We start from the raw sequence: 26,508 nt of genomic DNA on the forward strand, positions 1-26,508 counted from the left end.
TGGGAGCGTATCGACGTCTCGTGTGGGGTTGTGCGGCGGCGCTTACGCCGCGGGCACCGGCAGCGCCGTCACCGACTTGATCTTCTCCATCGCGAAGCGCGAGGTGACGTTCTTCAGCGGCACGGCACTGATCAGCTTCTTGTAGAAGACGTCGTAGGCCTGCATGTCCGCGACCACGACGCGCAGCATGTAGTCGACGTCGCCGGCCATCCGGTAGAACTCCATCACCTCGGGCATGGCGCTGACGGCGTCGGCGAATTTGCGCAGCCAGGCTTCCGAATGGTCGGCGCTCTCGACCGAGACGAACACCGAAATCCCGAGGCCGATCTTGTTCTGGTCGACCAGCGCCACGCGGCGCAGGATCACGCCGTCGGCCTCCAGCCGCTGGATGCGCTTCCAGCACGGCGTCGACGACAGGCCGACCCGGTCGCCGATCTCGGCGACGGAGAGCGACGCATCCTCCTGCAGCACGGTTAGAATCTTGCGATCGATCGCATCGAGGCGGCGGCTGTTGTCATGAAGCTGAATGGCGACATCGGTCATAGAAGAAAGTTCCATATGGAGGTTCAATATCCCTCATATAGAGAAGAATCTTCCAAATCAAGCGATTCGTGGCGGCTCAGGCTGGCTTGGCGTCGGCGTGCTGACCCAAAAACTCTTCAACTTCAGTACGTTGCGGTGCGGCATAAGCACCCCCGAAGCGGGTGCATTTCAGCGCTGCAGCGGCCGAGGCGAAGCGGAGCGCGTCCCGTAGCGGCTGTTTCTCGGTGATGGCGAGGGCGAAGGCCCCGTGGAACACGTCGCCGGCCCCGAGCGTGTCGACGGTATGGACCGGGAAGGCCGGGGTTTCCTCGAGCTCGCCGTTCTCGTTGAGCCAGATCGTGCCCATCGGCCCGCGGGTGCCGGCCAGGAAGGAGGGGGTGAGCTTGGCGAGCTTGTGCAGCGCCTGGCCGTCGTCGGTGACGTCGGCGGTCTCCTGCAGCGGCTCGCTGGAGAACACCAGGTGGGAGGAGGCGGTGAGCAGCCCCTCCCGCATCGACATCGCGCGGTCGACGTCGACCACCACGGGGATACCGCGCTTGACCGCCTCGGCGCAAAGCTCGGTGCAGAACGGCGCGCAGCGGCTCTCGGTCAGGATCGCCGCGCAATCCTCCAGCAAGAGTTCGGTCGGCGGCAGCTTGACCTTCCAGAGCTCCGGATCGCGGAAGGTGACGATGGTGCGCTCGCCGCTGTCGTCGATCATGATCGCCGAGATCGGGGTGACGAGGTTCGGCATGTGGATCAGATGATTGGTCTCGATGCCTTCCTGGGCGAGCTTGTCGAAGATGTAGCGGCTCGAGGTCTCCTGCGAATCGCCCATCGGTCCGCAGATCGAAGCGCGCCCGCCCAAGCGGACGATGCCGATGGCGGCGTTCAGCGCATTGCCGCCGCAGATCTCGTCGAAATGCGTCGCGTTCTCCTTGGAGCCGCGCGCCGGAACGCTGACGCGAAAGGTCAGGTCGCGCACCGGCAGGCCGATGCAGAGGATGCGGGGCGGGACTTTCGGGGCGCCGTTCTGAAAATTCATGCGGGGATCCGTCGCAATGGTTCCGTTACTGCCAGAACTGTGTCCAGCTTTAATCGGCAGAACGATGTCCGGTTCCCGCTATTTGTCCAACGGGTTCTGGTGATGCACCCAGCGGCCGAGCAGATGATGGGCAATCGCGAACGGATGCGGGCCGGCGAGCCCTTCGGGATGCTGGCGCTTCAGCATCAGCGACGCCTCGGCATGGTCGAACCAGCGCGCATCTTCCAGCTCGGTGCGGTCGACCACGATGTCCTCGTTGGTCGCGCGCGCGGTGCAGCCGATCATCAGCGATGACGGATAGGGCCAGGGCTGCGTCATGTAGTAATTGACGTCGGTGCAGCGGATGCCGGACTCCTCGAAAATCTCGCGCCGCACGGCGTCCTCGATGGTCTCGGCGGCCTCCACGAACCCGGCGAGGCAGGAATACATGCCGGGCATGAACTGCTTCTGCCGTCCCAGCAGCACCTTGTCGCCATACGTGACCAGCATGATCACCACCGGGTCGGTGCGCGGAAAGTGCTCGGCCTTGCAGCTCGGGCATTCGCGCTTCCAGCCGCCGTCCTTCATCGCGGTGCGGGTGCCGCAGTTCGGACAGAAGCCGTGGCGCTGATGCCAGGTCACCATCGATTTCGCCATCGCGATGGCCGAGAGCTGCTCGGGCGGCACCACGCCCTGCATCGCCATGCCGCGCAATTCGGTGATCGCGACGTCGGCGCGTCCGACCAGCTTCTCGGCCGCCTGCGGCGCGATCCCCATGCCGAAGATCGGCGCGGCGTTGCGCAGCCCCAGGAAGATCGTGCCGGGATTGGCGCCGTAGCTGCGGGCTTCCTCCAGCGACAGCAGCGCGCGGGCGCTGCCGTCCTCCTGCTTCACGACCAGCGAGTCGCGATAGATCACATAGGCTCTAGCCTCGCGGTGGCCTTCCAGCGCGAACAGCTTCTCGTCGTTGGTGCGCAGATGCGCGGCGCGGTCCAGCACGTGGGTGACGAAGGCCGGCTGGCCGAGCGGAAATGAATCGAATGCAGACATTGAATGTTCAACCCAACCAGATCTTGCGGCGAAGCGCGCTGATGAAATTCTGCACTTCCTCGGCGTCATGCGCCAGCGGCGGCATCACGCCCCAAACGGGACGCGGCCATGCAGCGTCGCTGGTGCGGCGCGCGATGATGTGGACGTGCAGCTGCGGGACGAGGTTGCCGAGCGCGGCGACATTCAGCTTGTCGCACTTGGTGACCTCTTTCAGGGCCCGCGAGACGCGGGTGATTTCCGTCATCAGCTGCGCTTGCGCGACCTCGTCGAGGTCGATGATCTCGACCGCGCCGTCGCGCCGCGGCACCAGCAGCAGCCACGGATAATGCGCATCCTTGATGACGAGCACCTTGCACAGCGGCAGGTCGCCGATGTCGATGGTGTCTTTCTTGAGCTGCGAATGCAGCGACCAATTGGAGGCGGGCATGGGGGGCAAATAATGCCTTTCCGTGTTCCCAGACAAGCCCCGCAAAGCCAGCCTTACAAAGCCGGGTCAGGCCGCTTGCTTTCCGGCGGTTTTGGCCCCAAATAGGGACCGGGAGATTGGCGGTGGACGAGCCACTCGCCAACCGGGTCAGGTCCGGAAGGAAGCAGCCCTAACGAGGTCCGGATCGGGTCGCTCGTCAGTCTCCTACCTGTTTTTCCGAGCGAATCGCGCTGGAATGGCGGTCTCCGCGCCCGGCGCTCGATTTTGGCTCCTATCCGCACGCCGGCTGAAGAGACAATTCCCAAGTTGCGGATCGATGCATGAATGACGCTGGCGACCCCTCCCATCCGTCCGACGGCGCAGGCAAAGGCACCCTTGACGGCGGTTTCGATCTCGGTGGCGCGCCGGACGCCGCAAAACCCTACCGCGTTCTTGCCCGCAAATACCGCCCCACCAGCTTCGAGGACCTGATCGGCCAGGAGGCCATGGTGCGCACCGTCTCGAACGCGTTCGAGACCGGGCGAATTCCGCAGGCCTGGATCCTCACCGGCGTCCGCGGGGTCGGCAAGACCACCACCGCGCGCATCCTCGCCCGCGCCTTGAACTACGCCAAGCCGGACGGCTCGGTGCAGGGGCCGACCATCCACATGCCGGACCTCGGCATCCACTGCCAGGCGATCATGGAAAGCCGGCACATGGACGTGCTGGAGATGGACGCCGCCTCCCACACCGGCGTCGACGATGTCCGCCAGATCAATGACAGCGTGCGCTACGCGCCGGCCAGCGCACGCTACAAGGTCTACATCATCGACGAAGTCCACATGCTGTCGACGGCGGCCTTCAACGCCTTCCTGAAGACGCTGGAGGAGCCGCCGGAGCACGCCAAGTTCGTGTTCGCCACCACCGAAATCCGCAAGGTTCCGATTACGGTGCTGTCGCGCTGCCAGCGCTTCGACCTGCGCCGCGTCGAAGCCGACGTGCTGATGAAGCATCTCGGCAACATCGCGGCCAAGGAAGGTGTCGAGGTCGAGCCCGAGGCGCTCGGCATCATCGCGCGGGCGGCCGAGGGATCGGTGCGCGATTCGCTGTCGCTGTTCGACCAGGCGATCGCGCATGCCGCGGGCGACGTGAAGGCCGACGCGGTCAGGCAGATGCTCGGCCTCGCCGACCGCACCCGCGTGATCGATCTGTTCGAACAGCTGGCGCGCGGCGATATCGCCGCCGCCTTCGCCGAATTCCGCGCGCAATATGACGTCGGCGCCGATCCGGTCGTGGTGCTGTCTGACCTTGCCGAGTTCGTCAATTTCGTCACCCGCGTGAAGTTCGTGCCGGGGACGGCCGACAATGTTGCGTTCGGCGAGACCGAGCGGGTGCGGGCGCGCGAGTTCGCCGCCAAGCTGTCGATGCGGGTGCTGTCGCGGATGTGGCAGATGCTGCTCAAGGGCATCGCCGAGGTGCAGACCGCGACGCGCCCGGCCGCCGCGGCCGAGATGGTGCTGGTGCGGATCGCCTATGTCGCCGATCTGCCGACGCCGGACGAGGTGATCCGGATGATCGAGCAGAATGGCGGCGGCGCGGCGCCCGCGGCGTCGGGTTCCGCCGCGTCGTCACCGTCACGCGGCGCACCGAGCTCGGCGATGTCGGCCATGCCGTCGGCGCCGGTGCGCACGCCGCAGGCCGCGCCGCGCGGCGATCTCGCCGCGCGTCCGCAGATGGCAGCGCCGGTCGCCGATGCCGCGCCGGCGCTGCGGATATCAAGCTTTCCGCAACTGATCGCGCTCGCCGGCGAGAAGCGCGACATCATGATGAAGAGTGCGCTGGAAGCCGATGTGCGGCTGGTGCGCATCGAGGACGGCCAACTCGAGATCGCCCTCGAGCCGAAGGCGCAGCGCGCGCTGGTCACCGATCTGTCGCGCAAGCTCGAACTATGGACCGGGCGGCGCTGGACCGTGATCATCTCCAACGAGGCCGGCCAGCCCACGGTGCGCTCGCAGAACGAACTGGCGCGCAGCGAGCACCAGCGCGCCGCCGAGGCCGATCCGCGCGTGCAGGAGGTGCTGGCGCGCTTCCCCGGCACCAAGGTGGTCGAGGTTCGCCGCCTTGCCGCCGAGGTTCCGGTTTCGGATGCGTCAGGCGAAGACCCGATTGAAACTTCCGACAGCGACGACGATTGATATTTGGCTATAGGGACGCACGCATGGCTGATTTTCTCGGCATGATGAAGCAGGCAGCGCAGCTGCAATCCAAGATGCAGGAGATGCAGGAACAGCTCGGCAATGTCGAGGTCGAAGGCATCTCCGGCGGCGGCCTGGTCACGGTGCGCATGACCGCCAAGATGGAAGTGAAGGGCATCAAGATCGATCCGTCGCTGATGAAGCCGGAGGAACGCGAGGTGCTCGAGGATCTCCTGGTCACCGCGCATGGCGATGCACGCCGCAAGGCCGAGACCGCGATGCAGGAGAAGATGATGGCGCTCACCGGCGGGCTCGGCCTGCCGCCGGGATTTGGTCCGACTTAAATGGCTGCAAGCGTTGCCGGCCCCGAGATTGAACGCCTGATCCAGTTGCTAGCGCGGCTGCCCGGGCTCGGGCCCCGTTCGGCGCGGCGCGCGGCGCTGCATCTGATCAAGAAGCGCGAAGCCCTGATGACGCCGCTGACCGCGACGCTGCAGGTCGCGATCGACAAGATCCAGGTCTGCAAGACCTGCGGAAACATCGATACACAAAACCCCTGCACCGTGTGCACGGATCCGCGCCGCGATCCCTCGATCATCGTCGTGGTCGCGGACGTCGCCGACCTCTGGGCGCTGGAACGCGCCAATGCGACCAATGGCCGCTATCACGTGCTCGGCGCGACGCTGTCGCCGCTCGACGGCGTCGGTCCACAGGATCTCACCATCGATCAGCTGGTGGCGCGTGCGCATGCGCCCGAGGTCAGCGAGATCATTTTGGCGCTCAATGCGACCGTCGATGGCCAGACCACCGCGCATTACATCACCGACCTGTTGTCGGAGGCCAATGTGCGGGTGACGCGGCTGGCGCATGGCGTGCCGGTCGGCGGAGAGCTTGATTACCTCGATGAAGGTACGCTATCTGCAGCCATGCGGCAGCGGACGCTGTTCTAGCGCGCGATGCTGGCGCCGAGCGCGCGTCAGGCGCCAAGCGATCGGTCACAATCCGAAAAGATCGCACCGAAACAAAATGGTAGGGTGGATGCCGATTCGGGGACGGTCATTCACGCTCTGACGAATCAAGATACGGAACCACTGACAATGACGGCACACCGATTCGGCGTACGCTTGTTCGGCGTACGTTTGGGCTTTGCGCTTCTGACGGCAACGTTCGCCGCGCCTTGCGCGCTCGCGCAGCAGGCCGACGCCCCGCAGAAGCCCGGCAAGATGATCCACGCCGGCGACGTGCTGTCGGGAGAGCTCGGCGTCATGAAGGTGCGTGACGCCAAGAACCGCGGCAAGCGCGTCGCGACCTACCAGATCACCAGCGAGCCGCGCCGGCTGCCGCCGCCGAACGGTCTGTGCAATCTCGAGACCGGGCCGGAAACCTTCCAGCTGATTCCGACCGACGACGCCCAGGCCGCGCAGCTCAAAAGCCTCTCCGGCAAGGAAATCTCGGTGAAGGTCGACGAAGTCGCCTGCGCCAAGGATGCCGGCGAGATGAGCGAAGCCATCGTCACCAAGTGGAGCGTGGTGGCGAAGTAGTCACCCCAACTTCGGTGCCATCGCCCGGCTAGACCGGGCGATCCAGTACGCCGCGGCTTCTCCACCGAATCACGAACGCCTCTGGAATACTGGATCTCCCGGTCAAGCCGGGTGATGACAGGGGAGCTAGACCCTGACCGGCCCCAGCTCGTCGAAATGCCCGCGCCGCTGCAGCCAGGCGAGCAGGATCAGGCTCGGGATCGCGACCAGCACGCAGATCACGAAGAACATCTGCCAGCCGACGGCCTTGGCGACATAACCGGCGCCTGACGACAGATAGGTGCGGCCGACCGCGGCGAGCGCCGTGAGCAGCGCGTACTGGGTCGCGGTGTGCAGCGGATTGCGGCACAGCGCCGACAAATAGGCGACGAAGATCACGGTGCCGATCGCGCTGGTGAAATTCTCCGCGGTGATCGCAAGCGCGAGCGCCCATTGATCGACGCCGACATGGGCGAGCCAGGAGAATGAGAGATTGGCGACCGCCTGCAGCACGCCGCCGATCCAGAGGCTAGTCGCGAGCGAATAGCGCCGCGCCACGAAGCCGCCGGCAAAGCCGCCGATCAGGGTCGCGGCAAGGCCGACGCCTTTCACGATCGCCGCGTAATCGACCTTGGAAAAGCCGATGTCGATCACGAACGGCGCGGTCATGGTGCCTGAAAACGCGTCGGTGAACTTGAACAGCACCACAAAGGCGAGCGCCGCGAAGGCGTCCTTGCGGCTGAGGAACTCGGAGAACGCGCCGAGCGCGGCATGTAGCACGCGTTCGGCCGGGTTCTGCGCATGCGTCGCCGCCTCCGCGCCCTTCGATTGCGTCGGCTCGGTCGCCGCAAGCGCGGTGACGATGCCGATCACGACCAGCGCGGCCATCACCACATAGCCCCACATCCAGGCCGACAGGCGCACGAGGCCAGCGGACTCGAAGCCGCTGACGATGAACAGCGCGCCTGCGGTCGAGACCAGCATGCCGACGCGGTAGGCCGCGACATAGGACGCCATGCCGGCGGCCTGCTCGCTTTCAGGCAGGCTTTCGACGCGGAAGGCATCGACCACGATGTCCTGCGTCGACGATGCGGTTGCGACCAGCAGCGCGGCGAAGGCCGCGAACCACGGCGATCGCGCCGGATCGGCCAACGCCAGCACCAGGATCGCCGCGATCAGCAGCAGCTGCGAGAACAGCAGCCAGCCGCGGCGGCGGCCGAACATCTGCGTGAACAGCGGAACATGCAGCGCGTCGACCAGCGGCGCCCAGAGGAATTTCAGCGTGTAGGGCGTGCCGATCAGCGCCAGCAGCCCGATGGTGCCGAGATCGACCCCGGCCTCCTTCATCCAGACCTGCAGCGTCGAGCCCGACAGTGCCAGCGGCAGCCCCGAGGAGAAGCCCAGCAGCAGCACGATCAGCACCCGCGGCTGCAGATACACCGCAAAACTGTCGCGCCAGGAGGTGGCGGCGGGGGGATTCTTTTCCGATTGGGTCGCGGTCACTTCGGGCGCGGTCATGTCCCTCTGTTAGCAGATTCGACCGCAGCTGCCTTGGCTCCCTCTCCCCGCTCTTTCGCGGGGAGAGGGTTGGGGTGAGGGGCTTTCTCAGCGAATTATGACGGGTGCAATGTGCGGAAGCTCCCCCTCACCCGAAATTCGCGCGATGCGCGAATTTCGACCTCTCCCCGCAAGCGGGGCGAGGTGGCTACTCCCCTGCCTGCAGCTTGCGCGGGGCGGGGAACAGGTCGGGGGCGGGCTTGACGAAGCGGGGGACCTCGATCGGGGTCTCGGACTTGCTGAAGTCGAGTTCCTCGATCCGGCCGGCGCGTTTCTCGATCTTGTCGGCGGAGATCAGGATCTGCCTGACGTCCTCGTTCACCTGGCCGAAATGGGTCTGCAGCTTGAGCACGCGATCGCGCAGGCGGCCGAGGTCGTCGCCGAGATGCATCACCTCGTTGCGGATCTGGTCGGCGGCGTCGCGGATGCGGGCGTCCTTCAGGATCTGCTGCATCACCTGGATCGCCAGCATCAAGAGCGAGGGCGATACCAGCACGACGCGCGCGCGATAGGCCTTCTGGATCACGTCGTCGAAGCCGTCATGGATCTCGGCATAGACCGATTCCGACGGCACGAACATCAGCGCGGTGTCCTGGGTCTCGCCAGGGATCAGGTACTTCTCCGCGATGTCGCTGACATGCTTCAGCACGTCGGCGCGCAGCCGCTGGCTGGCGAATTTGCGCTCCTCGTCGCTGCGCGCATCGTGCAGCGCGGTCATGGCCTCGAGCGGGAATTTCGCGTCGATGCAGAGCGGGCGCTGGTCGGGCAGAAACACCACGCAGTCCGGCCGCTTGCCCGACGTCAGCGTGTACTGGAACTCGAACGAGCCCTTCGGCATGCCGTCCTGGACGATCGCCTCCATCCGCGCCTGGCCGAAGGCGCCGCGCGATTGCTTGTTGGCGAGCACGTCGCGCAGCGTCGTCACCTGGGTGGTGAGCTCGTTGAGGTTCTTGTGCGCGTGGTCGATGATGCCGAGCCGCTCATGCAGCACGCGCAGCGAATCCATCGTGTTGCGGGTCGATTGCTCCATCGACTGGCCGACCCGGTGGGTCACCGAATCGAGCCGCTCGTTGACGGCCCGGGCCATCTCGGCCTGGCGGCCGGCCAGCGCCTGCGCCATAGTATCAACCTTGGCATCGACCCGCCCGGAGGATTCGCTCTGGGCCCGCAGCATGTCGGCGAGGCGCTCCTCCAGCTCTTCGGCGCGGATGGCCTGGGCCATTGCGAGTTCCGCGCCGCGCCGGCTGGCGCGTGCGATCACCACCGCAATGGCGAACAGCAGGATCAGCGCCAGCGCCCCAAGGCCGATCAAGGCGTCGGAGACACGGACGGGAAGGTCGCCAATCGTGAGGAGAATCTCGTTCATGCCGGCAGTTGTAGCCGATTCGCGGCCCGGCGCGAACGAAGAGGGAACGGTTATGGCAAATGCATCCCTGATTTTCCGGGTTAATGCGGAGTGAAGAAACGTGGTTAACGTTGTCCTAACGGGTTCCTGAGCGCATTGACCCCATGAAGTCAGCAGCTTAAATCGCCGCCATGGCATTAAGAGAAATTATCATCCTGCCGGACAAGCAGTTGCGGCTGGTGTCGAAACCGATCGAGAAGGTGACGCCGGAGATCCGCAAGCTGGCCGACGACATGCTCGAGACCATGTATGACGCGCCCGGCATTGGGCTCGCGGCGATTCAGGTCGCGCAGCCGCTGCGGCTGATCACCATGGATCTCGCCAAGCGCGACGAGAACGGCGAGACCACGGCGAAGCCGCGCGTCTTCATCAATCCGGAGATCATTGCGCGTTCGGAAGAACTGTCGGTGTACGAAGAGGGCTGCCTGTCGATACCCGAATATTACGAGGAGGTCGAGCGGCCGGCGCGGGTGCGCGTGCGATTCACCGATCTCGACGGCACGGTGCATGAGGAGGATGCGGAAGGGCTCTACGCCACCTGCATCCAGCACGAAATCGATCATCTCAACGGCGTGCTGTTCGTGGATTATCTGTCGAAACTGAAGCGCGACCGCGTGTTCAAGAAATTCGAGAAGGCCGCCAAGCGCGCGGCGGAGTAGGCGCGGTCGCTTTCCCGGACGCGTCATGGCCGGGCTTGACCCGGCCATCCACGTCTTGCTTCGCTGTCGCCGAAAACGTGGATGCCCGGGGCTTCTTGTGCGAAGACGCGCTTCGCGCTTAAGCACTCCAACTGCTACCGAGCCTGTCTAATGCCTCTCCGCCTGATCTTCATGGGCACGCCCGATTTCGCGGTGCCGACGCTGCTGGAGCTCGTGGCCCATGGCCATGAGGTCGTGGCGGTCTACACCCGCGGGCCGAAGCCGGGCGGGCGACGCGGCCTGCAGCTGCAGCCGACGCCGGTCGAGCAGGAGGCGCGCCGCCTCGGCATTCCCGTGCTGACGCCGAAGACCCTCAAAACGCCGGAAGCACTCGAGGAGTTTCGCGCGCATGACGCAGACGCCGCCGTCGTCGTCGCCTATGGCATGATCCTGCCGCAGGCCATTCTCGACGCGCCCAGGCTCGGCTGCTTCAACCTGCATGCCTCGCTGCTGCCGCGCTGGCGCGGCGCCGCGCCGATCAACCGTGCCATCATGGCTGGCGATGCCGCGAGCGGCGTGATGGTGATGAAGATGGATGTCGGCCTCGACACCGGGGACGTCGCGATGGCCGAGCGGTTGCCGATATCGGACAGCATGACGGCATCCGATCTGCACGACGCGCTGGCGCCGCTCGGTGCCGACCTGATGGTGCGCGCGATGGCGGCGCTCGGGCGCGGCGGCTTGCAGCTGACGAAGCAGAGCGCGGACGGCGTCACCTATGCGGCCAAGATCGAGAAGGCCGAGGCGCGGATCGACTGGAAGCAGCCGGCGCATGCGGTGCTGCGGCACATTCACGGGCTCTCGCCGTTTCCCGGCGCCTGGTGCGAGCTCACCGGCGAAGGCGAGCCGGTGCGGCTGAAGATCCTGCGCTGCGAGCAGGCGAAAGGCTCGGGCGCACCGGGCGATGTGCTCGACGACAATTTCGCGATCGCCTGCGGCGACGGCGCGATCCGGATCCTCGAACTGCAGCGCGCCGGCAAGGCGCCGATGAAGGCGGCGGACTTCTTGCGCGGCACGCCGCTGAAGCCGCCTGCGCGGCTCGGCTGATGCCCCGCTACAAGCTCACCATCGAGTATGACGGCACGCCGTTCTCCGGCTGGCAGATCCAGGACACCGCGCCGACCGTGCAGGGCGCGCTGGAGGCGGCGGTCAAGGCGATCTGCGGCGAGGACGTGCGCGTCCATGGCGCAGGGCGTACCGATGCCGGAGTGCATGCGCGCGGCCAGGTCGCGCATTGCGACATCGCCAAGCATTTTCCGCCCGGCCGCTTTCGCGACGGGCTGAATGCGCATCTGCGGCCCAATCCGATCGGCGTGCTCGCGGCTGACATCGTGCCCGACGATTTCGAGGCGCGGTTCTCCGCGACCAGGCGGCACTATCTCTATCGCATCACCAACACGCGCGCGAACCTCGCGCTCGACATCGGCCGCGTCTGGCGCGTGCCGCGCGCGCTCGATGCTGACGCGATGCACGCCGCCGCGCAGCGCCTGCTCGGCAAGCACGACTTCACCACCTTCCGCGACACCGAGTGCCAGGCCAAATCGCCGGAGAAGACGCTCGATCAGCTCGATGTCACCCGTGACGGCGCCGCCGTCAACATCGTGACGTCGGCGCGCTCGTTCCTGCACAGCCAGGTGCGTTCGATGGTGGGCTCGCTGGTCTGGGTCGGCGAGGGTCGCTGGAGCGCCGACGATCTTGCCGGTGCGCTCGCCGCCCGCAACCGCGCCGCCTGCGGCCCCGTGGCGCCGCCGGACGGGCTCTACCTGATGCGGGTGGATTACTAGGCGGTGTGAATGATCTTGTAGGATGGGTAGAGCGAGGCGAAACCCATCATGTGCGCCGCGATTCGAGGTAATGCGTTTCGCTGCGCTCTACCCATCCTACAGGCTGTATCTGGTGCGAGTGGATACTAGATCTAGTGCGAGTGGATACTAGCGGCCCCAATCCCTACTGTGCATGGGGTTGTTTTCGATGTTTTTGTCCAGCCGGGCGGCTGGCCTACCCGAAATACCGCTCCAACACGCCCCGATAGATCCGCGTCAGCTTCTCCAGATCGGCCACCGGCGTGCGCTCGTCGACCTGGTGCATGGTCTGACCGACCAGGCCGAACTCGATCACCGGGCAATAGCTCGAGATGAAGCGCGCGTCCGAGGTGCCGCCGGAGGTCGATAGCTCCGGCCTGCGGCCGGTGATCTCCTCGATCGCGGCGACCGCGAGGTCGGTGAACGGGCCGGGCTGGGTGACGAACACGTTCGAGTTCGACGGTTGCCAATCGATATGGGCGCGGATCCGGTTGCCGCAGGCTTTCGCCAGCCGCTCATCGACCATCTGCCGCAGGCTCTCCTGGGTGTGGTTGTCGTTGTAGCGGATGTTGAATTTCGCCCGTGCCTGGCCGGGGATCACGTTGCTCGCGGTGTTGCCGACATCGACGGTGGTGAATTCGAGGTTGCTGGCCTGGAACTGCGCGCTGCCGTGATCGAGCGGCTCGTCACTCAGCGCCACGATCAGCCGCGAGATATCAGGCACCGGGTTGGAGGCGCGGTGCGGATAGGCGACATGGCCCTGCACGCCGTCGACCACCAGCGTGCCGGACTGCGAGCCGCGCCGGCCGATCTTGATCATGTCGCCCAGCACTTCGACATTCGAGGGCTCGCCGAGCACGCAATGATCGAATGTCTCGCCACGCTCAGCGCACCATTTCAACAGCTTGACGGTGCCGTTGATCGAGACGTCTTCCTCGTCGCCGGTGATCAGGAAGGAGATCGAGCCGTTGCCATTCTCTTGTGGCTTGCCGCCACGGTCCTGCAGATATTGCAGCACCGCGGCGACGCTGCAGGCGATGCCGCCCTTCATGTCGACGGCGCCGCGGCCATAGAGATAACCGTCCTTCACCTCGCCGGAGAACGCGCCGAGCGTCCACGCCGCTTCATCGCCGGGCGGCACCACGTCGGTGTGGCCAGCGAAGGTGATATGCGGCGCCGAGGTGCCGATGCGCGCATAGAGGTTGTCGATATCGGCGGTGCCGGGCTCGGAGAACGTCACGCGGTGGACTTCGAAGCCTGCGGCTTTCAGCAGGTTTTCGAGCACGCCAAGCGCGCCGGCGTCGGCCGGGGTGACGGAGGGGCAGCGAACGAGATCGCGGGTAATCGAGACGGCATCACTCATGCGCCTCGCTTAACACGTCACACGGCGGGTGGACCAGCTTTGTGCGGCACGATATCGATCTCGCTCTGCTGATCCCAGCCGCGCGCGGAGCGCGACCCGCTGTCGCGGCCTTGCCGCACATGGGTTTTCCCAAGCGGATTGGGGCCGTAGCGATTGGGGTAGCTGGTGCCGCGCAGAAAGGCGAGCTCGACGAAGCCCCAGACGTAAAGCACGAAGACGATCAGGCCCGCGGCCGTCACCCAATAGGATTCATCGGAGAGCCGGTCCGAGAACTGGCTCATGAGACCCGGGATCGCGAAGAACGGGACCATCCACCAGCCGCTCTTGTCGCGGTCGTGCAGGCGCTTGATCGAGACCGCGACATAGACCCAAACGAACAAGAACGTTCCGCAGGCCTTGACCAGCAATGCCGGCAATCCGGCCCAGCTCAGCGATTTGTAGCTGTCGGGGTCGAAGGCCCGGAAGATGTCGTCGACATTGAAGCTGAACCCGTTCTTGCCGCCGAGGCCGGCCGAGACCGCCAGTAAAGCCAGGAACATCATCCAGCAGACGATGATCAGCCCTGCGAGCCAGAATTTGGCCCGGTTGACGCGGCCCTTGAAGCCGAACAGGTAATTGGCCCAGTCCATGAAAATAAGCTCCGGGCTGCGGCAATTCTTCGCGGCCCGGAGATATGTCGGCGTCGGATCGAAATTGGTTCGATCAGTCCAGACCCGTCGTCCTGAGGTGCGAGCCTTGCGGCGCAATTGCGCCGCTGGGCGAGCCTCGAAGGATGCACGGCCCCGCTGGTGGCCGTCGACCCTTCGAGACGCCTGCTTCGCAGGCTCCTCAGGGTGACGGTGATGGACTGATCTCGCGGCGAAAAAGCGATCAATCCCGCAGCAGCTCGTTGATGCTGGTCTTGGCGCGGGTGCGCTCGTCGACCCGCTTGACGATCACGGCGCAGGCGGTGGCAGGTCCCGGCTGGCCGTTCTTCAGCGGCTTGGCCGGCAGGGTGCCGGGCACCACGACGGCATATTCCGGGACCTCGCCGACGAAGATTTCGCCGGTCTCGCGGTCGACGATCTTGGTCGAGGCGCCGAGGAACACGCCCATCGACAGCACCGCGCCCTTGCGCACGATCACGCCCTCGGCGACCTCCGAGCGCGCGCCGATGAAGCAGTCGTCCTCGACGATCACGGGCTCGGCCTGCAGCGGCTCGAGCACGCCGCCGATGCCGACGCCGCCGGAGATGTGCACGCGCTTGCCGATCTGGGCGCAGGAGCCGACCGTCGACCAGCTGTCGATCATGGTGGCTTCATCGACATAGGCGCCGAGATTGACGAAGGAGGGCATCAGCACGACGTTGCGGGCAATGAAGGCCGAGCGGCGCACGATCGCGCCCGGCACGGCGCGGAAGCCGGCGTCGCGGAAACGGTTCTCGCCCCAGCCCTCGAACTTCGACGGCACCTTGTCCCACCACGATGCCTTGCCCGGGCCACCCGCGATCTGACCCATGTCGTTGAGGCGGAACGACAGCAGCACGGCCTTCTTCAGCCACTGATTGACCTTCCACTTGCCGCTCGTTTCGCGCTCGGCGACACGGGCCTCGCCCTTGTCGAGCAGCTCCAGCGCGTGGTCGACCGCCTCGCGGACCTCGCCCTTGGTCGAGGTCGAAATGCCTTCGCGGGCGTCGAACGCGGTGTTGACGGTGGTTTCGAGGGCGGACAGCGACATCGGGACAATCCTTGGCGTATCGGGGATTATGACGGGATTTTGCGGGGCTTTTTCGGAATTTGGGGCCGCGGAGTCAAGGCAAACTCCTCCGTCGCCGAGTGGTCTCTCTTCCGTCGTCCCGGCCAAGCGAAGCGCGAGCCGGGACCCATAACCACAAATGCCCGTGTTGCGGCACGCTGGTGCCACGGCGCGTAGCCACACAGAGATTGGTGGTTATGGGTCCGGCTTTCGCCGGGACGACGTGGGGAGAGGTCAGGGCTTTCCGTTCAGCCGCTGCAGGAAGCCGGTGAGATCATCAGTGACATGGTCGACATGGTCGGCGTCGCGGCCTTCGAGCTCCCAGGTCTCGCGCACCACCTCCTGGCTGCCGTCGGGCACGACCAGCACGGTGGTCATGCCGAGCTCATGCGGCACCACGAGGTTGCGCGCGAGGTCCTCGAACATCGCAGCCTTCGCCGGATCGACGTCGTGGAGCCTGAGGAACTTCTGGTAGGTCTGCGGTGCCGGCTTCGGCTCGAGATCGGCGGCGATGATGTCGAACACGCCGTCGAAATGGTTGCCGATGCCGAGCCGGCCCAGCACCGCATCGACATGGTCGACCGAGCCGTTGGTCAGGATCAGCTTGCGCCCCGGCAGTTTTGCGATCGCGGCTCCCATCGCCGGATTCGGCTGCAGCGGCGAGTGGTCGATCTTGTGCACATAGGCGAGATAGTCGTCGGCCTGCACGCTGTGCTCGGTCATCATACCGCGCATCGTGGTGCCGTAGCGCAGGTAGTAGTCCTTCTGCAGCCGCCGTGCTTCCTCGGCAGAGATCTTCAGCCAGTTGCTGACGAACTCGCCGATCCGCGCATCGACCTGCTGCCACAGGTTGACGTGATGCGGGTACAGCGTGTTGTCGAGGTCGAACACCCAGGTCTCGACATGGCTGAAGCTGCGGGGAGTATTCATTGTGGCTCTCCACTTGTCAGCGTGAACGTCGTTCCGCCCTCCGCCGTCGTCCTGGCGAAAGCCAGGACCCATACCGCGGAATCTATCAATGTGGCACGGTGCTCGTCGTTCTTCGCCAAACGCAGTCTTGTGGTAATGGGTCCTGGCCTTCGCCAGGACGACATCGATGTTTGCGGCCTCATTATCTTCATCACGGCATCGCAAAGCGCAGCGTCTTGCCGCCGCTGGTCATGTCGACGGTGGTGAAGCCGAGTGCGGCGAGGCCGCGGGTGCTGCAGTCGCCCTGTTCGTTGATCTCGAACTTGCTTTCGCGGGTGCAGAGCTGGACCCCGCCGCCCCAGTTCAGCGGCTTGTCCTTGATGCGGATGGCCCGGTTGTCGTTGTCGACCGCTTCAGCAAACGAATAGATCTGCTTCGGCGTGCCTGACACGTCCGGATGCAGGCACTTGCCGGGGTCGATGCGATACCAGCCGCGGCTGGTCACCACCTTGCCGTCGTCGGTTGCAACCGCGGCCATCACCTTGTGCGGCGTGTCGTTGCACCAGGTCAGCCCCGATGGCGACGGCTTCTGCACGGCATCGATCATGGTGGCGAAGAAATTCGGCGACTGCACGATGTCGCTGGCGAGCCCGCGACTCCTGAGGAATGCCGCCAGCGCACTCTGGGTCTTCGGCCCGTCGACGCCGTCGATCGGCGCGGCATCGTAGCCCGCGATCACCAAGAGGCGCTGGATGCCGGCGAGGCGCGCCTGCTCGTCGTCATATTCGCTGTCTTCGGCGAGATAGGCGACCAGATGGCCGTCGTCGGTCTTGGTCGGCGTGATCTGGGTGAATTGCGCGGGCATCTGGCCGGAACGGCATTGTCGCGCGGCGGCGATCACGAAATTGTCCTGCGCCACGCAGAGCGTGTCGGTGCCGTTCTGCGGGATCGGCGAGGCGCCGTAGACGCCGAGCGCCCGCGCATTGAGCAGCACGCGGTCGGCGGTGAGCGCGCCCTGCACCACGACCCGGCAGGTCGCGGGATCGATGCGGAACCAGCCGCGTGTCGCGGTCGCGGCCTTGTCGTCGATGCCGATCGCGGCCTCGATCACATAGCTCATGCGGTTGCAGAGCTTGAGATCGGCATGCGCCGGCGCCGACGAGAACAGGAACGACACCAGCGCGGCGGGCAGCGCCATCGCGAGCCGCGCCGGCAGCGACCGGCGAGGAATCCTCGCCGTGTGTCCCGCGTCTGCCATTACTTGTGGATCAGCGTGCCGGTGCCCTGGTTGGTGAAGAGCTCGAGCAGCACCGCGTGCTGCGTCTTGCCGTCGATGATCACGACGCCCTGCACGCCCTGTTCGAGCGCGTAAATGCAGGTCTCGACCTTCGGGATCATGCCGCCGGAAATCGTGCCGTCGGCGATCAGCTTGCGGGCTTCCTTGATCGACAGGTCCGGAATCAGCTTCTTGGACTTGTCGAGCACGCCCGGCACGTCGGTCAGCAGCAGCAGGCGCTTGGCCTTCAGCGCGCCCGCGATTGCGCCGGCGAAGGTGTCGGCGTTGATGTTCAGGGTCTGGCCGTCCTGCGAGGTCGCCAGCGGCGCCAGCACCGGGATCAGCTCATAGCCGATCAGCTGATTGAGCAGCGTGAGGTCGACCTTTTCGGGATCGCCGACGAAGCCGAGATCGATGGCCTTCTCGATGTTGGAATCCGGATCGACCATGGTGCGCGTCGTCTTCGACGCCTTCACCATGTTGCCGTCCTTGCCGGAGAGGCCTACGGCCTTGCCGCCCGCCTCGTTGATGTAGCCGACGATCTGCTTGTTGACCGAGCCCGCCAGTACCATCTCGACGATCTCGATGGTCGCGGCGTCGGTGATGCGCAGGCCCGCGGCGAATTCCGACTGGATGCCGAGGCGCTTCAGCATGGTCGCGATCTGCGGCCCACCGCCATGCACGACCACCGGATTGATCGCGGTCTGCTCGAGCAGCACGATGTCGCGCGCGAACGCCTTCGCGGTGTCCTCGGCGCCCATGGCATGGCCGCCATATTTGATGACGATGGTTTCCTCGTCATATTCCTGCATGTGCGGCAGCGCCTCGGACAGGATGCGGGCCTGATCGAGCGGGCTGATGTGCTGGTCGGTCATGGGGCTGGTCTCGTCGTCAGCGGAGGGGTGGCGCGGTTCTATCTGATTGGCGGGCAGGGCGCAAAGCGGTCTTGACCCTCTCCCTTTGTGGGAGAGGGTGGCTTCGATGCGACGGCATCGAAGCCGGGTGAGGGTCTGTCTCCGCGGATAGAGACCCCTCATCCGGCGCGGATTGCATCCGCGCCACCTTCTCCCACAAGGGGAGAAGGAAGTATGGCGGTCATCACCGCTTCGGCCACACCGCCGCGACCGCCAGTACCAGCCAGCTCAGGATCAAGAGCGTTCCGCCGGTCGGCGCAGCCATCGGAAACAATCCATGGCCGGCATATTGGCGCAGCACGAGGTCGCCCGCGAACAATGACGCCGCGATGACGAAGCCGGCCGCCGCCACGACTGCGAGCTTCGCATGGATGATCGCGCGATCCGCGACCGCGATGGTCGCGACGACGGCGGGTGCATGGAACAGCAGCATCGAGGATGCCGCCGCCAGCCGCGTGGCGTCAGGCAGATGGGCTGCAGCCGCCGCCAGCACCACGCCGCAAGCGCCCATGATGGCGGCAAGGCCGATCAGGAAGCGGGATGCGCCGCTCATCGGCGCCGTTCCTCGATCAGGCGCACCATGGCGGCACGCAGCTCCGGCATGCCGTCGCCGGTGCGCGACGAGGTCACCAGCACTTCGGGGAAGGCGGCGGGATGTTTTGCGAGCGTTGCTGACGTGTCGGCGATGACGGTCTTGAGTTCGCCGGCCTTCACCTGATCGGCCTTGGTCAGCACGACCTGATAGCTCACCGCGGACTTGTCCAGCGTCTTCAGCACGTCGAGATCGACGTCCTTGATGCCGTGGCGCGCGTCGATCAGCACGTAGACCCGCGCCAGTGTCGCGCGCCCGAGCAGGAATTTGTGGATCAGCGCCGTCCACGACGCCACCTTGGTCTTGGGTGCCGAGGCGTAGCCGTAGCCGGGCATGTCGACCAGGCGGAAGCCCGCCTTCTCCGGCCCCTCGAAGAAGATCAGCTCCTGGGTGCGCCCGGGCGTGTGCGAGGTGCGAGCCAGGTTGCTGCGGCCGGTCAGCGCGTTGATCAGGGTCGACTTGCCGACATTGGAGCGGCCGGCAAAGGCGACCTCGAGGCCGGCCATCGGCGGCAGCGTCTCGATCGAGGGCGAGGCCCAGATGAAGCGCCAGTCGCCGGCGAACAGTTTCCGGCCTTGCTCAATTAGCGCCGCATCGGCTTCGGTGCTCATGCGAAGGATTCCATCTCGTCGCGGCCAGACAAAGGCCCAAGGCGGGTCCTTGGCGTAGGACGACCCGGCCATCCAGGTCAACGTCCAGAGCCTCGGTTCTGGCCGTCCTCCAATATGTCGATGCCCGGCACAAGGCCGGGCATGACGTGGTGACGAAGCGCCGTTGCTGGAAGCTACGTCGCCTTCTTTGTCTCAGTCGTCACGCTTTTTTTTTGAAACGTCGACTTCAGATTGTCGAACAGCTCCACCTTCACGCCGTTGCGCCGCATGATGTAGCTCTGCTGCAGCACCGACAGCAGGTTGTTCCAGGCCCAGTAGATCACGAGACCCGCCGGGAAGCCGGCCAGCATGAAGGTGAAGATCAGCGGCATCCAGTCGAAGATCATCTTCTGGGTCGGATCCGGCGGCGCCGGATTGAGCTTCATCTGGACCCACATCGTGATGCCCATGATGATCGGCCAGATACCCATCACCAGATAGGCGCCGAAATGCGGTCCGAGCAGCGCGATCGGATCGAACGGAATCAGGCCGAACAGCGTGAACAGATTGGTCGGATCAGGCGCCGAGAGGTCCTTGATCCAGCCGAAGAACGGCGCGTGCCGCATTTCGATGGTGATGAACAGCACCTTGTAGAGCGAGAAGAACACCGGGATCTGCAAGGCGACGGGAAGACAGCCCGCGATCGGGTTGATCTTCTCCTTCTTGTAGATCTCCATCATCTCCTGCTGCTGCTTCACGCGGTCATCAGGATAACGTTCCTTCAGCGCCTGCAGCTGCGGCTGCACGGACTTCATCTTCGCCATCGAGGCGTAGGACTTGTTGGCGAGCGGGAAGAACAACAGCTTCACGATCACGGTCACCAAGAGGATTGCGATGCCGAAATTGCCGACCAGGCGATAGAACCAGTCGAGCGCCAGGAACATCGGCTTGGTGATGAAGTAGAAATGGCCCCAGTCGATCAGGAGATCGAAATGGTTGAGGCCGAGCTGCTTGTTGTAGCCGCCGAAGCCGACCAGCGGGAAGTTGAGGCCGACCGTGGCGGCCTCCTTCGCGCCGGCGAACAGCCGCCCGTTGGCAACGCCGGTGCCGCCGATCGGAATGGTCTGTGCGCCGAGCATGTAGTCGGTCTGGTAGCGCTTGTCGCCGGTCGTGAAGCGGGCGCTTTCGAGCGTTGCGGTGGTCTCCGGCAGTAGTGCCGTGGCCCAGTATTTGTCGGTGATGCCGAGCCAGCCGTCGGTGACCTTCGTGAACACGATGCCGCGCGAATTTCCGCCGGTTGAGGTCTTGGCCTCGTCGATGTTCTTGTAGCTGAATTCCTGCAGGCCGTGTTCGCCGAGATAGCCGATCGGGCCTTCATGCAGAATCGCGTAGCCGGAGACCGGCGGCTTGCCGCCGCGCGAGATCAGACCGAACGGATACAGCGTCACCGGCGCGCTGCCTTGATTGATGACCTCGTCCCTGATGCTGAAGAGGTAGCGATCGTCGATCGAGATGGTGCGGCGGAAGGTCAGGCCCTGGCCGTTCTCGTATTTCAGAATCACCGGGGTGCTCGGCGACAGGCTGTTCGATCCCTCCTGCTGCCAGACGGTTTCGGCGTTCGGCGTCTTCACCGATGAGCCGTTGGCGGTCAGCCACAGGAACTCGGCGTAATAAGGCTCGGCCGTGCCCGACGGGGAAAGCAGCACGACGGCCGGCGATTTGGGATCGACCGTCTCGCGGAACTGAACCAGCGCCAGGTCGTCGATCCGGGCGCCCTTCAGCGCGATGCTGCCGGTGACGCGCGGGGTCTCGATCTTGATGCGCGGGCCGGAGGCAAGCACCGTCTCGCGGCTCGCGACCGGAGCGTCAGCAGCAGGCGCGCCGGGAGCCGGAGAGGGAGTCGCCGAGGTACCCGGAGCGGTGCCGGGAGCAGCACCCGGAGTCGCCTGCGGCGCCGGCTTCTGCAACTCCGCCTGGCGCTGCGCCTCGCGCTGCTTCTCCATCTGCGGCACATTGTAGAAATATTGCCAGGCGATCAGGACGAGGCCGGACAGAATGACGGCAAGGATCGTGTTGCGGTTGTCGGACATCTCTTAGGGTCTCGTCATTCCATTCGGATTGGGCGCGCTCTTGTTACCCGCCTTGTTGGTACCCGTCTTGTTATTACCCGTGTTGGGCGCAGGCCGGTCGAGGCGGCGCAGCGCCGACCGCAGGTCGTCAAGCATGGTCGCAAAGTCGCGGGTCAGCGCGTCACGACGGCCCACTAGCACATAATCATGGTGCGGCCGCATGAATACGGCGTCGACCTGTCTCATCACTTCGCGAAGCCGGCGGCGGATGCGGTTGCGCTCGGTCGCGGTGCCGTTCTTCTTGGTGACGGTATAGCCGACGCGGATCGGGCCCTGATCGTCGCGGCGGCGGCCCTGCAGCACAAAAGCTGTGGTATTCGCCCGTGCGCCATTGGCAACGGCGAGGAAATCCGCCCGCTGCCTCAGCCGATCCATAATGGGTATCTCCGGAGAGGAGACGTCCGGGCTCAGGCGCTCAGGCGCTTGCGGCCACGCGCGCGGCGCGCAGCGAGGACCTTGCGGCCGCCGGCCGTGGCGAGACGGGCGCGGAAGCCGTGACGGCGCTTGCGCACCAGTTTGCTGGGTTGATAAGTCCGCTTCACGGGTAATTCTCCGCTGACCGGGCAATTTGCCGTTGTATTGAGATGGAGTCCGGTGATGCTGGCGGGCCCAAACGAGCCGTTGACGGCCCCAAAGAGCCGCCCCCGGGTCAAGAACCGGGCCATCGCGGACAGTTGGCGCGGCTTATAAGGGAGCGCCCTGTTTTCGTCAATGTCACAGGCCGTCGCAAAAAGGGTTCTTCGAAACGTCGTAATTGGGGCGAATATATCTGATTTCGCGAGGTATTTGACGGTATGGAGACGCTTTGGGGCGTTCGGGGAACCGTCCACATTAGCGATCCGTAATTTGACCGGCTTGGGGGCGGGGCCGCATCTTCTGACCCCTAAGCCAAACAAGGCCTTATCTTGTGGCTCTAACTGACGATCAGGCGACCGCGCAGAAGCAGCGGCCCAAGCCGTCCCCCCGGCTCGGGCTGTCGGGCAAGCTTTTGCTGCTGACGATTCCCCTGGTGATGATCGCCGGGCTCCTGATCTACGTCCCGGCCATCGCCAACTTCCGGATGAACCGGCTCAATGACCGCCTGGCCGCCGCCAATACCGCGGCGCTGGTGCTCGATGCCGCCCCGTCCGGCCTGGTGCCGGATTCGCTGGCGCGACAGATCCTGACCAGCATCGGCGCCCGTGCCGTCGCCATCAAATTGGGACAGCAGCGCCGGCTGCTCGCCAGCGCCGATTTGCCGGCGGCGATCGACCATGACGTCGACATGCGGACCATGACGGTATGGTCGGCGATCGTCGATGCCTTCGAGATCATGCTGGAGCACGGTGACCAGACCATCCGCGTGGTCGGACCCGCGCCGGGCCAGGCGCAATTCATCGAGGTCGTGATCGACGAGAAGCCGCTGCGGCAGGCGATGTACCGCTTCTCGCGCAACGTTTTGGTCGTTGCATTGTTGATCGCCGGCCTGACCGCCGGTCTGGTCTATCTGGCGCTGCATTATCTGTTCGTGCGCCCGATGCGGCGGCTGACCGCGAGCCTGGTCGGCTTCCATGAGAATCCGGAGAGTTCGGCGCGAATCATCGTGCCGAGCCAGCGCGGCGACGAGATCGGCGTTGCCGAGCGCGAGCTGTCCGACATGCAGCGCGACCTCGTCTCGATGCTGCATCAGAAGAGCCGGCTTGCCGCGCTCGGGCTCGCCGTCTCCAAGATCAACCATGATCTGCGCAATCTGCTGGCGTCCTCGCAATTGCTGTCGGACCAGCTCGCCAGCGTGCCCGACCCGCGGGTGCAACGCTTTGCGCCGAAATTGTTGCGCTCGCTGGAGCGCGCCATCGCCTTCTGCCAGTCGACACTGTCTTATGGCCGCGCGCAGGAGGCGGCGCCTGATCGCCGCGTCATCATGGTGGAGCCCGCGGTTGCCGAGGTGCGGGAGTCGGCCGGGCTTGCCACCGATGTCTCGATCACCTGGATCAGCGCGATCGAGCGCGGCCTGACCATCGACGCCGACCCGGACCAGCTGTTCCGCGTGCTGCTCAATCTGGTGCGCAACGCGGCGCAGGCGCTGGAAACCCGGCCCGCAGGTGACGGCGGCGCGCAGCAGATCCGCATCACCGGCCGCCGCGAGGGGACGGTTGCGATCATCGAGGTCTCCGACACCGGTCCGGGCGTCCCGACCAAGGCGCGCGAGCATCTGTTCGAGGCATTCCAGACCTCCGGCCGCCCCGGCGGCAGCGGACTCGGCCTTGCCATTGCCGCCGAGCTGATCCGGGCCCACGGCGGCCACATCCACCTGGTCGAGGGCACGATCGGCGCCACCTTCCGGATTTCGATCCCGGATCGTCCGGTGGAACTGCTGTCGGTCCGCAGCGAGCGGGCGAGGGCCTGAGGCCGTTCCGGTATTCCGGGGCGGCCAAAACTGCGGCCGAAATTGGCGTTTCCAGACCTTGCCAACCGGACCCGGAGCCTGTAGCTAGAGCGCTCTTTCGCGACGTTCCGGGCCTCCCGGGACCATGCGGGCTCAAGCCCACCCGCGAAAATGCGCCCGTAGCTCAGCTGGATAGAGCATCAGACTACGAATCTGAGGGTCGGACGTTCGAATCGTTCCGGGCGCGCCACTAAAAGTACAATAATCTCAATCAGATAAGTTATTTTCAGAGTTTCTGTCGATCCATTTTGTTGTTGCATATGTTGCAGCAACATCTCGTGCTTTTTCAATGTGTTGTCGACAGTCTCGCTGTGTCCATGCAACAAAAATGCGACATAAGCAGGGGATTCATCCCGATGGACGAGGACGCCGAAGAGCAACATTGGAACCGCGACACTGTCATCGAATACGTGACGCTTGAATTGACTAAAAGGAAAATGAGCAGGGTGGACAAGCCCATCAGTTTGCCCATCGAAGCCGCCGAGATCCTCTTGGAGTGTGCGATCGCAGGCCGGGGCAAAGGCCATGGGCGCACGGGGCGTCCACGAGATCTCATAAAAGATCGCCAAATAGAGTCAGTTGCGCGGTCGTGGGCACGCCAACGAAAAAGCGAGTTGCGGGCCGGCGGCATGAACGCAACCGACGCCGAACATGAGGCTGCGAAAGACGCCAAAGAACTATTGGCGCAGCGTTACGGGTGGACGCTCAAGGTCAGCACTATCAAACGCATGATGCAGACCGGCGATTAGTCATTACTCGGGTTCGTAGTCACCCAGCCTCGATCATGCACTTATTGTCGTCATGGTGTAACGGAGTCCTCACTATGACGAAAACAGCAGTTTTGCCGAACGATCTTATATGGGGCGCTCGAGCAATCGCGCGCTATATTAACCGTCCCGTTCGGACAACCTATTATCTCATAGAAAAGGGCCTAATTCCTGCGAAGAAGCTCGGCCCGAAAACGATCGTCGCGCGCGCTTCTGAACTCGACCGTGCGTTGTCGCTCGATAGCGCTAGCGTCGGCAAAACTACCGATCCCCGTATCCGATAGCCACGATCAAACCTGATGCGCAGGACTGCGGTCGCGCAGCTCAGCCTGGAGAGGCTCGGCTCAAGACGACTTGCTCAATGCGAAGCTCACAATGCTTCTTACTGCGCGAAAACAGGCCGCTTCGATTTCGACAACCAAGCTATTGGCCAAGGGCCCCTAATGCAAAGACAGCTTTCGCCCGCTGACAAGCTTAATCCCGTTCGCACACACGCCTACTTGGATGTTGTTCGTGTGTGGCTCCTGAGGCCATTGACAACGGCCGAGTTCACTTGGTTACGGCCACATGGAGGCGGAGCAAAGCTGCGAGTGCACAATCGGCCAGCTCGCTTCAATCGGCGCTATTGCCAGCGTCTCACGCTCTTCCAGCCGACTACCGACGCCCTGCAATCGCTCGCAACTCGTGATCATCATTTGACCTATGCTGAGATCAGTCTCGATTGGATATTCAGCTGCAAACCCCATAAGAATGAGGCAGTCGATTGCCTCTGGCAGCATCTGGTCAAGAACAATCACCGCGATCAGGGAGTAATTTTCGTCGGGAATGAGGGCACGCAGTCAAGATATTCCGGACCGAGGAATGCCCCAAATGTCATCGTGGTCTATTCGGACAAGCCCAGCAGAGTAACTGGGCAAAATCATTGTGTTCATCTCGATTGGCGCGTCGCCGGCGGCGCCGCCTTGCGTCGGAACGGGATTCACTCCCTTCGTGATCTGCTCGATTTCAATTTTCGCGAGTTCTGGGAGAGGCGGCTCAGAATCTGCAGCCTGGACTTGCGCAGTCTTGGCCGCATGCACTGCAACAGGAACAACTCAGTAAAACGGCGTGGACCTTGGATCCAGTTCGATCGCAATGGCACGTTCGCATATGATTTTCATCTACGGACTGGGTCCATTATCGTGAGAGCCAGTGGTTCAACGCAGGCCGTTATCGATCGATACAGAAAATACTTCGAAGTCAATCGTTGCGTCATCACCCACAACGTCCGGCATCTATTACCCCGGGAAGATGGCCGTTCTCCATGATGATTATCCCAACACTTCGAATTTACGCATCCTAATCCTTTGAAAACCAACGATCATTTTCGCAATACCGACAGCCGAAATAGACACCTTGGTTCGTAATGAACCGAACAAGCCGACCAACGTAACCACCTACTATCTTCTGCATCTTCTGCGTTCCCAAATGGCGTTGCATAGGATGCAGAACCAAACAGGGGTCAATTCCATGCGAACGACGACAAGAAAGCCCTTCGAGTATCGTCCCAATATTCCCAAGTCGGATCGTAGCCATGTCGTTCTGTGAGCCAAGGAGTTGAGTGTTATAGTTGTCTTCCTAAGACCGCTTG

27 protein-coding genes, 1 tRNA gene and 1 other RNA gene are annotated in these 26,508 nt (G+C 64.2%); 12 read left to right on the forward strand and 17 right to left on the reverse strand.

All coding sequences use genetic code 11. The features are described from left to right. Positions 1–42: 42 nt before the first annotated feature. From Q2M23_RS36400 to Q2M23_RS36415, 4 genes are all read right to left on the reverse strand, one after another. Positions 43–543: an Lrp/AsnC family transcriptional regulator gene (locus tag Q2M23_RS36400; protein WP_016848075.1), complete on the reverse strand. Its 501-nt coding sequence runs from the start codon at positions 541–543 to the stop codon at positions 43–45. 76 nt (positions 544–619) lie between these two features. Continuing rightward, on the reverse strand, positions 620–1,567 hold the full coding sequence (locus Q2M23_RS36405; RefSeq protein WP_038385636.1) for a sugar kinase: 948 nt from the start codon (positions 1,565–1,567) through the stop codon (positions 620–622). Between the two features lie 78 nt (positions 1,568–1,645). Continuing rightward, complete coding sequence (gene nudC / locus Q2M23_RS36410; protein WP_316398612.1) at positions 1,646–2,596, reverse strand: NAD(+) diphosphatase; 951 nt, start codon at positions 2,594–2,596, stop codon at positions 1,646–1,648. Positions 2,597–2,603: 7 nt separating this feature from the next. After that, positions 2,604–3,023: an HIT domain-containing protein gene (locus Q2M23_RS36415; RefSeq protein WP_253588645.1), complete on the reverse strand. Its 420-nt coding sequence runs from the start codon at positions 3,021–3,023 to the stop codon at positions 2,604–2,606. A gap of 111 nt (positions 3,024–3,134) precedes the next feature. Here Q2M23_RS36415 and ffs point away from each other — a divergent pair. The 5 genes from ffs to Q2M23_RS36440 all read left to right on the forward strand — a co-directional run bounded on the left by ffs (position 3,135) and on the right by Q2M23_RS36440 (position 6,738). After that, positions 3,135–3,231: signal recognition particle sRNA small type (ffs, locus tag Q2M23_RS36420), an RNA gene on the forward strand. 112 nt (positions 3,232–3,343) lie between these two features. Then, positions 3,344–5,197, forward strand: coding sequence for a DNA polymerase III subunit gamma/tau (locus tag Q2M23_RS36425; protein WP_316398613.1), 1,854 nt, complete (start codon positions 3,344–3,346; stop codon positions 5,195–5,197). Between the two features lie 23 nt (positions 5,198–5,220). After that, a complete protein-coding gene (locus Q2M23_RS36430) occupies positions 5,221–5,541 on the forward strand; it encodes a YbaB/EbfC family nucleoid-associated protein (RefSeq protein WP_028335943.1) in 321 nt (106 codons plus the stop codon). Then, the gene (gene recR / locus Q2M23_RS36435) at positions 5,542–6,147 is read left to right on the forward strand and encodes a recombination mediator RecR (protein ID WP_316398616.1); all 606 of its coding nucleotides are present in this window, start codon (positions 5,542–5,544) and stop codon (positions 6,145–6,147) included. It abuts the gene before it with no gap. A 147-nt stretch (positions 6,148–6,294) separates the two neighbouring features. Further along, complete coding sequence (locus tag Q2M23_RS36440) at positions 6,295–6,738, forward strand: hypothetical protein (RefSeq protein ID WP_410469811.1); 444 nt, start codon at positions 6,295–6,297, stop codon at positions 6,736–6,738. Positions 6,739–6,864: 126 nt separating this feature from the next. On the opposite strand, the gene Q2M23_RS36445 is transcribed toward Q2M23_RS36440, so the two are convergent. Further along, entirely contained in the window at positions 6,865–8,235 is a 1,371-nt protein-coding gene (locus Q2M23_RS36445) for an AmpG family muropeptide MFS transporter (RefSeq protein ID WP_316398617.1), read from the reverse strand. 187 nt (positions 8,236–8,422) lie between these two features. Further along, a complete protein-coding gene (locus Q2M23_RS36450) occupies positions 8,423–9,640 on the reverse strand; it encodes a DNA recombination protein RmuC (protein WP_316398618.1) in 1,218 nt (405 codons plus the stop codon). Positions 9,641–9,810: 170 nt separating this feature from the next. On the opposite strand from Q2M23_RS36450, the gene def reads away from it, so the two are divergent. The 3 genes from def to truA all read left to right on the forward strand — a co-directional run bounded on the left by def (position 9,811) and on the right by truA (position 12,161). Continuing rightward, the gene (gene def / locus Q2M23_RS36455; protein ID WP_038385628.1) at positions 9,811–10,338 is read left to right on the forward strand and encodes a peptide deformylase; all 528 of its coding nucleotides are present in this window, start codon (positions 9,811–9,813) and stop codon (positions 10,336–10,338) included. A 150-nt stretch (positions 10,339–10,488) separates the two neighbouring features. Further along, a complete protein-coding gene (gene fmt / locus Q2M23_RS36460) occupies positions 10,489–11,424 on the forward strand; it encodes a methionyl-tRNA formyltransferase (protein WP_057018976.1) in 936 nt (311 codons plus the stop codon). Next, entirely contained in the window at positions 11,424–12,161 is a 738-nt protein-coding gene (truA, locus tag Q2M23_RS36465) for a tRNA pseudouridine(38-40) synthase TruA (RefSeq protein WP_076834919.1), read from the forward strand. The genes fmt and truA overlap by 1 nt, the downstream gene beginning before the upstream one ends. 214 nt (positions 12,162–12,375) lie before the next feature. Here the strand turns inward: truA and dapE are convergent, their stop codons facing one another. The 11 genes from dapE to rpmH all read right to left on the reverse strand — a co-directional run bounded on the left by dapE (position 12,376) and on the right by rpmH (position 22,228). After that, positions 12,376–13,542, reverse strand: coding sequence for a succinyl-diaminopimelate desuccinylase (gene dapE, locus Q2M23_RS36470; RefSeq protein ID WP_316398619.1), 1,167 nt, complete (start codon positions 13,540–13,542; stop codon positions 12,376–12,378). A gap of 17 nt (positions 13,543–13,559) precedes the next feature. After that, the gene (locus tag Q2M23_RS36475; protein ID WP_076834921.1) at positions 13,560–14,171 is read right to left on the reverse strand and encodes a DUF805 domain-containing protein; all 612 of its coding nucleotides are present in this window, start codon (positions 14,169–14,171) and stop codon (positions 13,560–13,562) included. Positions 14,172–14,412: 241 nt separating this feature from the next. Next, on the reverse strand, positions 14,413–15,258 hold the full coding sequence (gene dapD / locus Q2M23_RS36480; RefSeq protein WP_316398620.1) for a 2,3,4,5-tetrahydropyridine-2,6-dicarboxylate N-succinyltransferase: 846 nt from the start codon (positions 15,256–15,258) through the stop codon (positions 14,413–14,415). Positions 15,259–15,510: 252 nt separating this feature from the next. Then, entirely contained in the window at positions 15,511–16,206 is a 696-nt protein-coding gene (locus tag Q2M23_RS36485; protein WP_316398621.1) for a pyrimidine 5'-nucleotidase, read from the reverse strand. A gap of 190 nt (positions 16,207–16,396) precedes the next feature. Continuing rightward, positions 16,397–17,383 carry a DUF1036 domain-containing protein gene (locus tag Q2M23_RS36490; RefSeq protein WP_316398629.1) on the reverse strand — a complete coding sequence of 329 codons (987 nt, stop codon included), beginning with the start codon at positions 17,381–17,383 and terminating at the stop codon, positions 16,397–16,399. A gap of 59 nt (positions 17,384–17,442) precedes the next feature. After that, on the reverse strand, positions 17,443–18,336 hold the full coding sequence (gene argB / locus Q2M23_RS36495; RefSeq protein WP_016848093.1) for an acetylglutamate kinase: 894 nt from the start codon (positions 18,334–18,336) through the stop codon (positions 17,443–17,445). A gap of 223 nt (positions 18,337–18,559) precedes the next feature. After that, the gene (locus tag Q2M23_RS36500; protein ID WP_253588651.1) at positions 18,560–18,928 is read right to left on the reverse strand and encodes a DUF423 domain-containing protein; all 369 of its coding nucleotides are present in this window, start codon (positions 18,926–18,928) and stop codon (positions 18,560–18,562) included. Beyond that, a complete protein-coding gene (gene yihA, locus Q2M23_RS36505) occupies positions 18,925–19,578 on the reverse strand; it encodes a ribosome biogenesis GTP-binding protein YihA/YsxC (RefSeq protein ID WP_316398622.1) in 654 nt (217 codons plus the stop codon). Before yihA ends, Q2M23_RS36500 begins: the two co-directional genes overlap by 4 nt. Positions 19,579–19,751: 173 nt before the next feature. Continuing rightward, complete coding sequence (yidC, locus tag Q2M23_RS36510; RefSeq protein WP_316398623.1) at positions 19,752–21,647, reverse strand: membrane protein insertase YidC; 1,896 nt, start codon at positions 21,645–21,647, stop codon at positions 19,752–19,754. 3 nt (positions 21,648–21,650) lie between these two features. Then, positions 21,651–22,061: a ribonuclease P protein component gene (gene rnpA / locus Q2M23_RS36515; RefSeq protein WP_057018968.1), complete on the reverse strand. Its 411-nt coding sequence runs from the start codon at positions 22,059–22,061 to the stop codon at positions 21,651–21,653. A 32-nt stretch (positions 22,062–22,093) separates the two neighbouring features. Next, positions 22,094–22,228, reverse strand: coding sequence for a 50S ribosomal protein L34 (rpmH, locus tag Q2M23_RS36520; RefSeq protein WP_008542748.1), 135 nt, complete (start codon positions 22,226–22,228; stop codon positions 22,094–22,096). A gap of 365 nt (positions 22,229–22,593) precedes the next feature. On the opposite strand from rpmH, the gene Q2M23_RS36525 reads away from it, so the two are divergent. From Q2M23_RS36525 to Q2M23_RS36540, 4 genes are all read left to right on the forward strand, one after another. Next, entirely contained in the window at positions 22,594–24,072 is a 1,479-nt protein-coding gene (locus Q2M23_RS36525; RefSeq protein ID WP_057018967.1) for a sensor histidine kinase, read from the forward strand. 152 nt (positions 24,073–24,224) lie between these two features. Further along, a tRNA-Arg gene (locus Q2M23_RS36530) sits at positions 24,225–24,301 on the forward strand. Positions 24,302–24,467: 166 nt separating this feature from the next. Continuing rightward, complete coding sequence (locus Q2M23_RS36535; RefSeq protein WP_316398624.1) at positions 24,468–24,860, forward strand: hypothetical protein; 393 nt, start codon at positions 24,468–24,470, stop codon at positions 24,858–24,860. Between the two features lie 317 nt (positions 24,861–25,177). Further along, positions 25,178–26,185 (forward strand): hypothetical protein, encoded by a 1,008-nt coding sequence (locus tag Q2M23_RS36540; RefSeq protein WP_316398625.1) that lies wholly within the window; start codon positions 25,178–25,180, stop codon positions 26,183–26,185. Positions 26,186–26,508 lie beyond the last annotated feature (323 nt).

The sequence above is a fragment of the Bradyrhizobium sp. 33ap4 genome (genome assembly GCF_032654765.1).
GTDB lineage: Bacteria > Pseudomonadota > Alphaproteobacteria > Rhizobiales > Xanthobacteraceae > Bradyrhizobium > Bradyrhizobium australafricanum.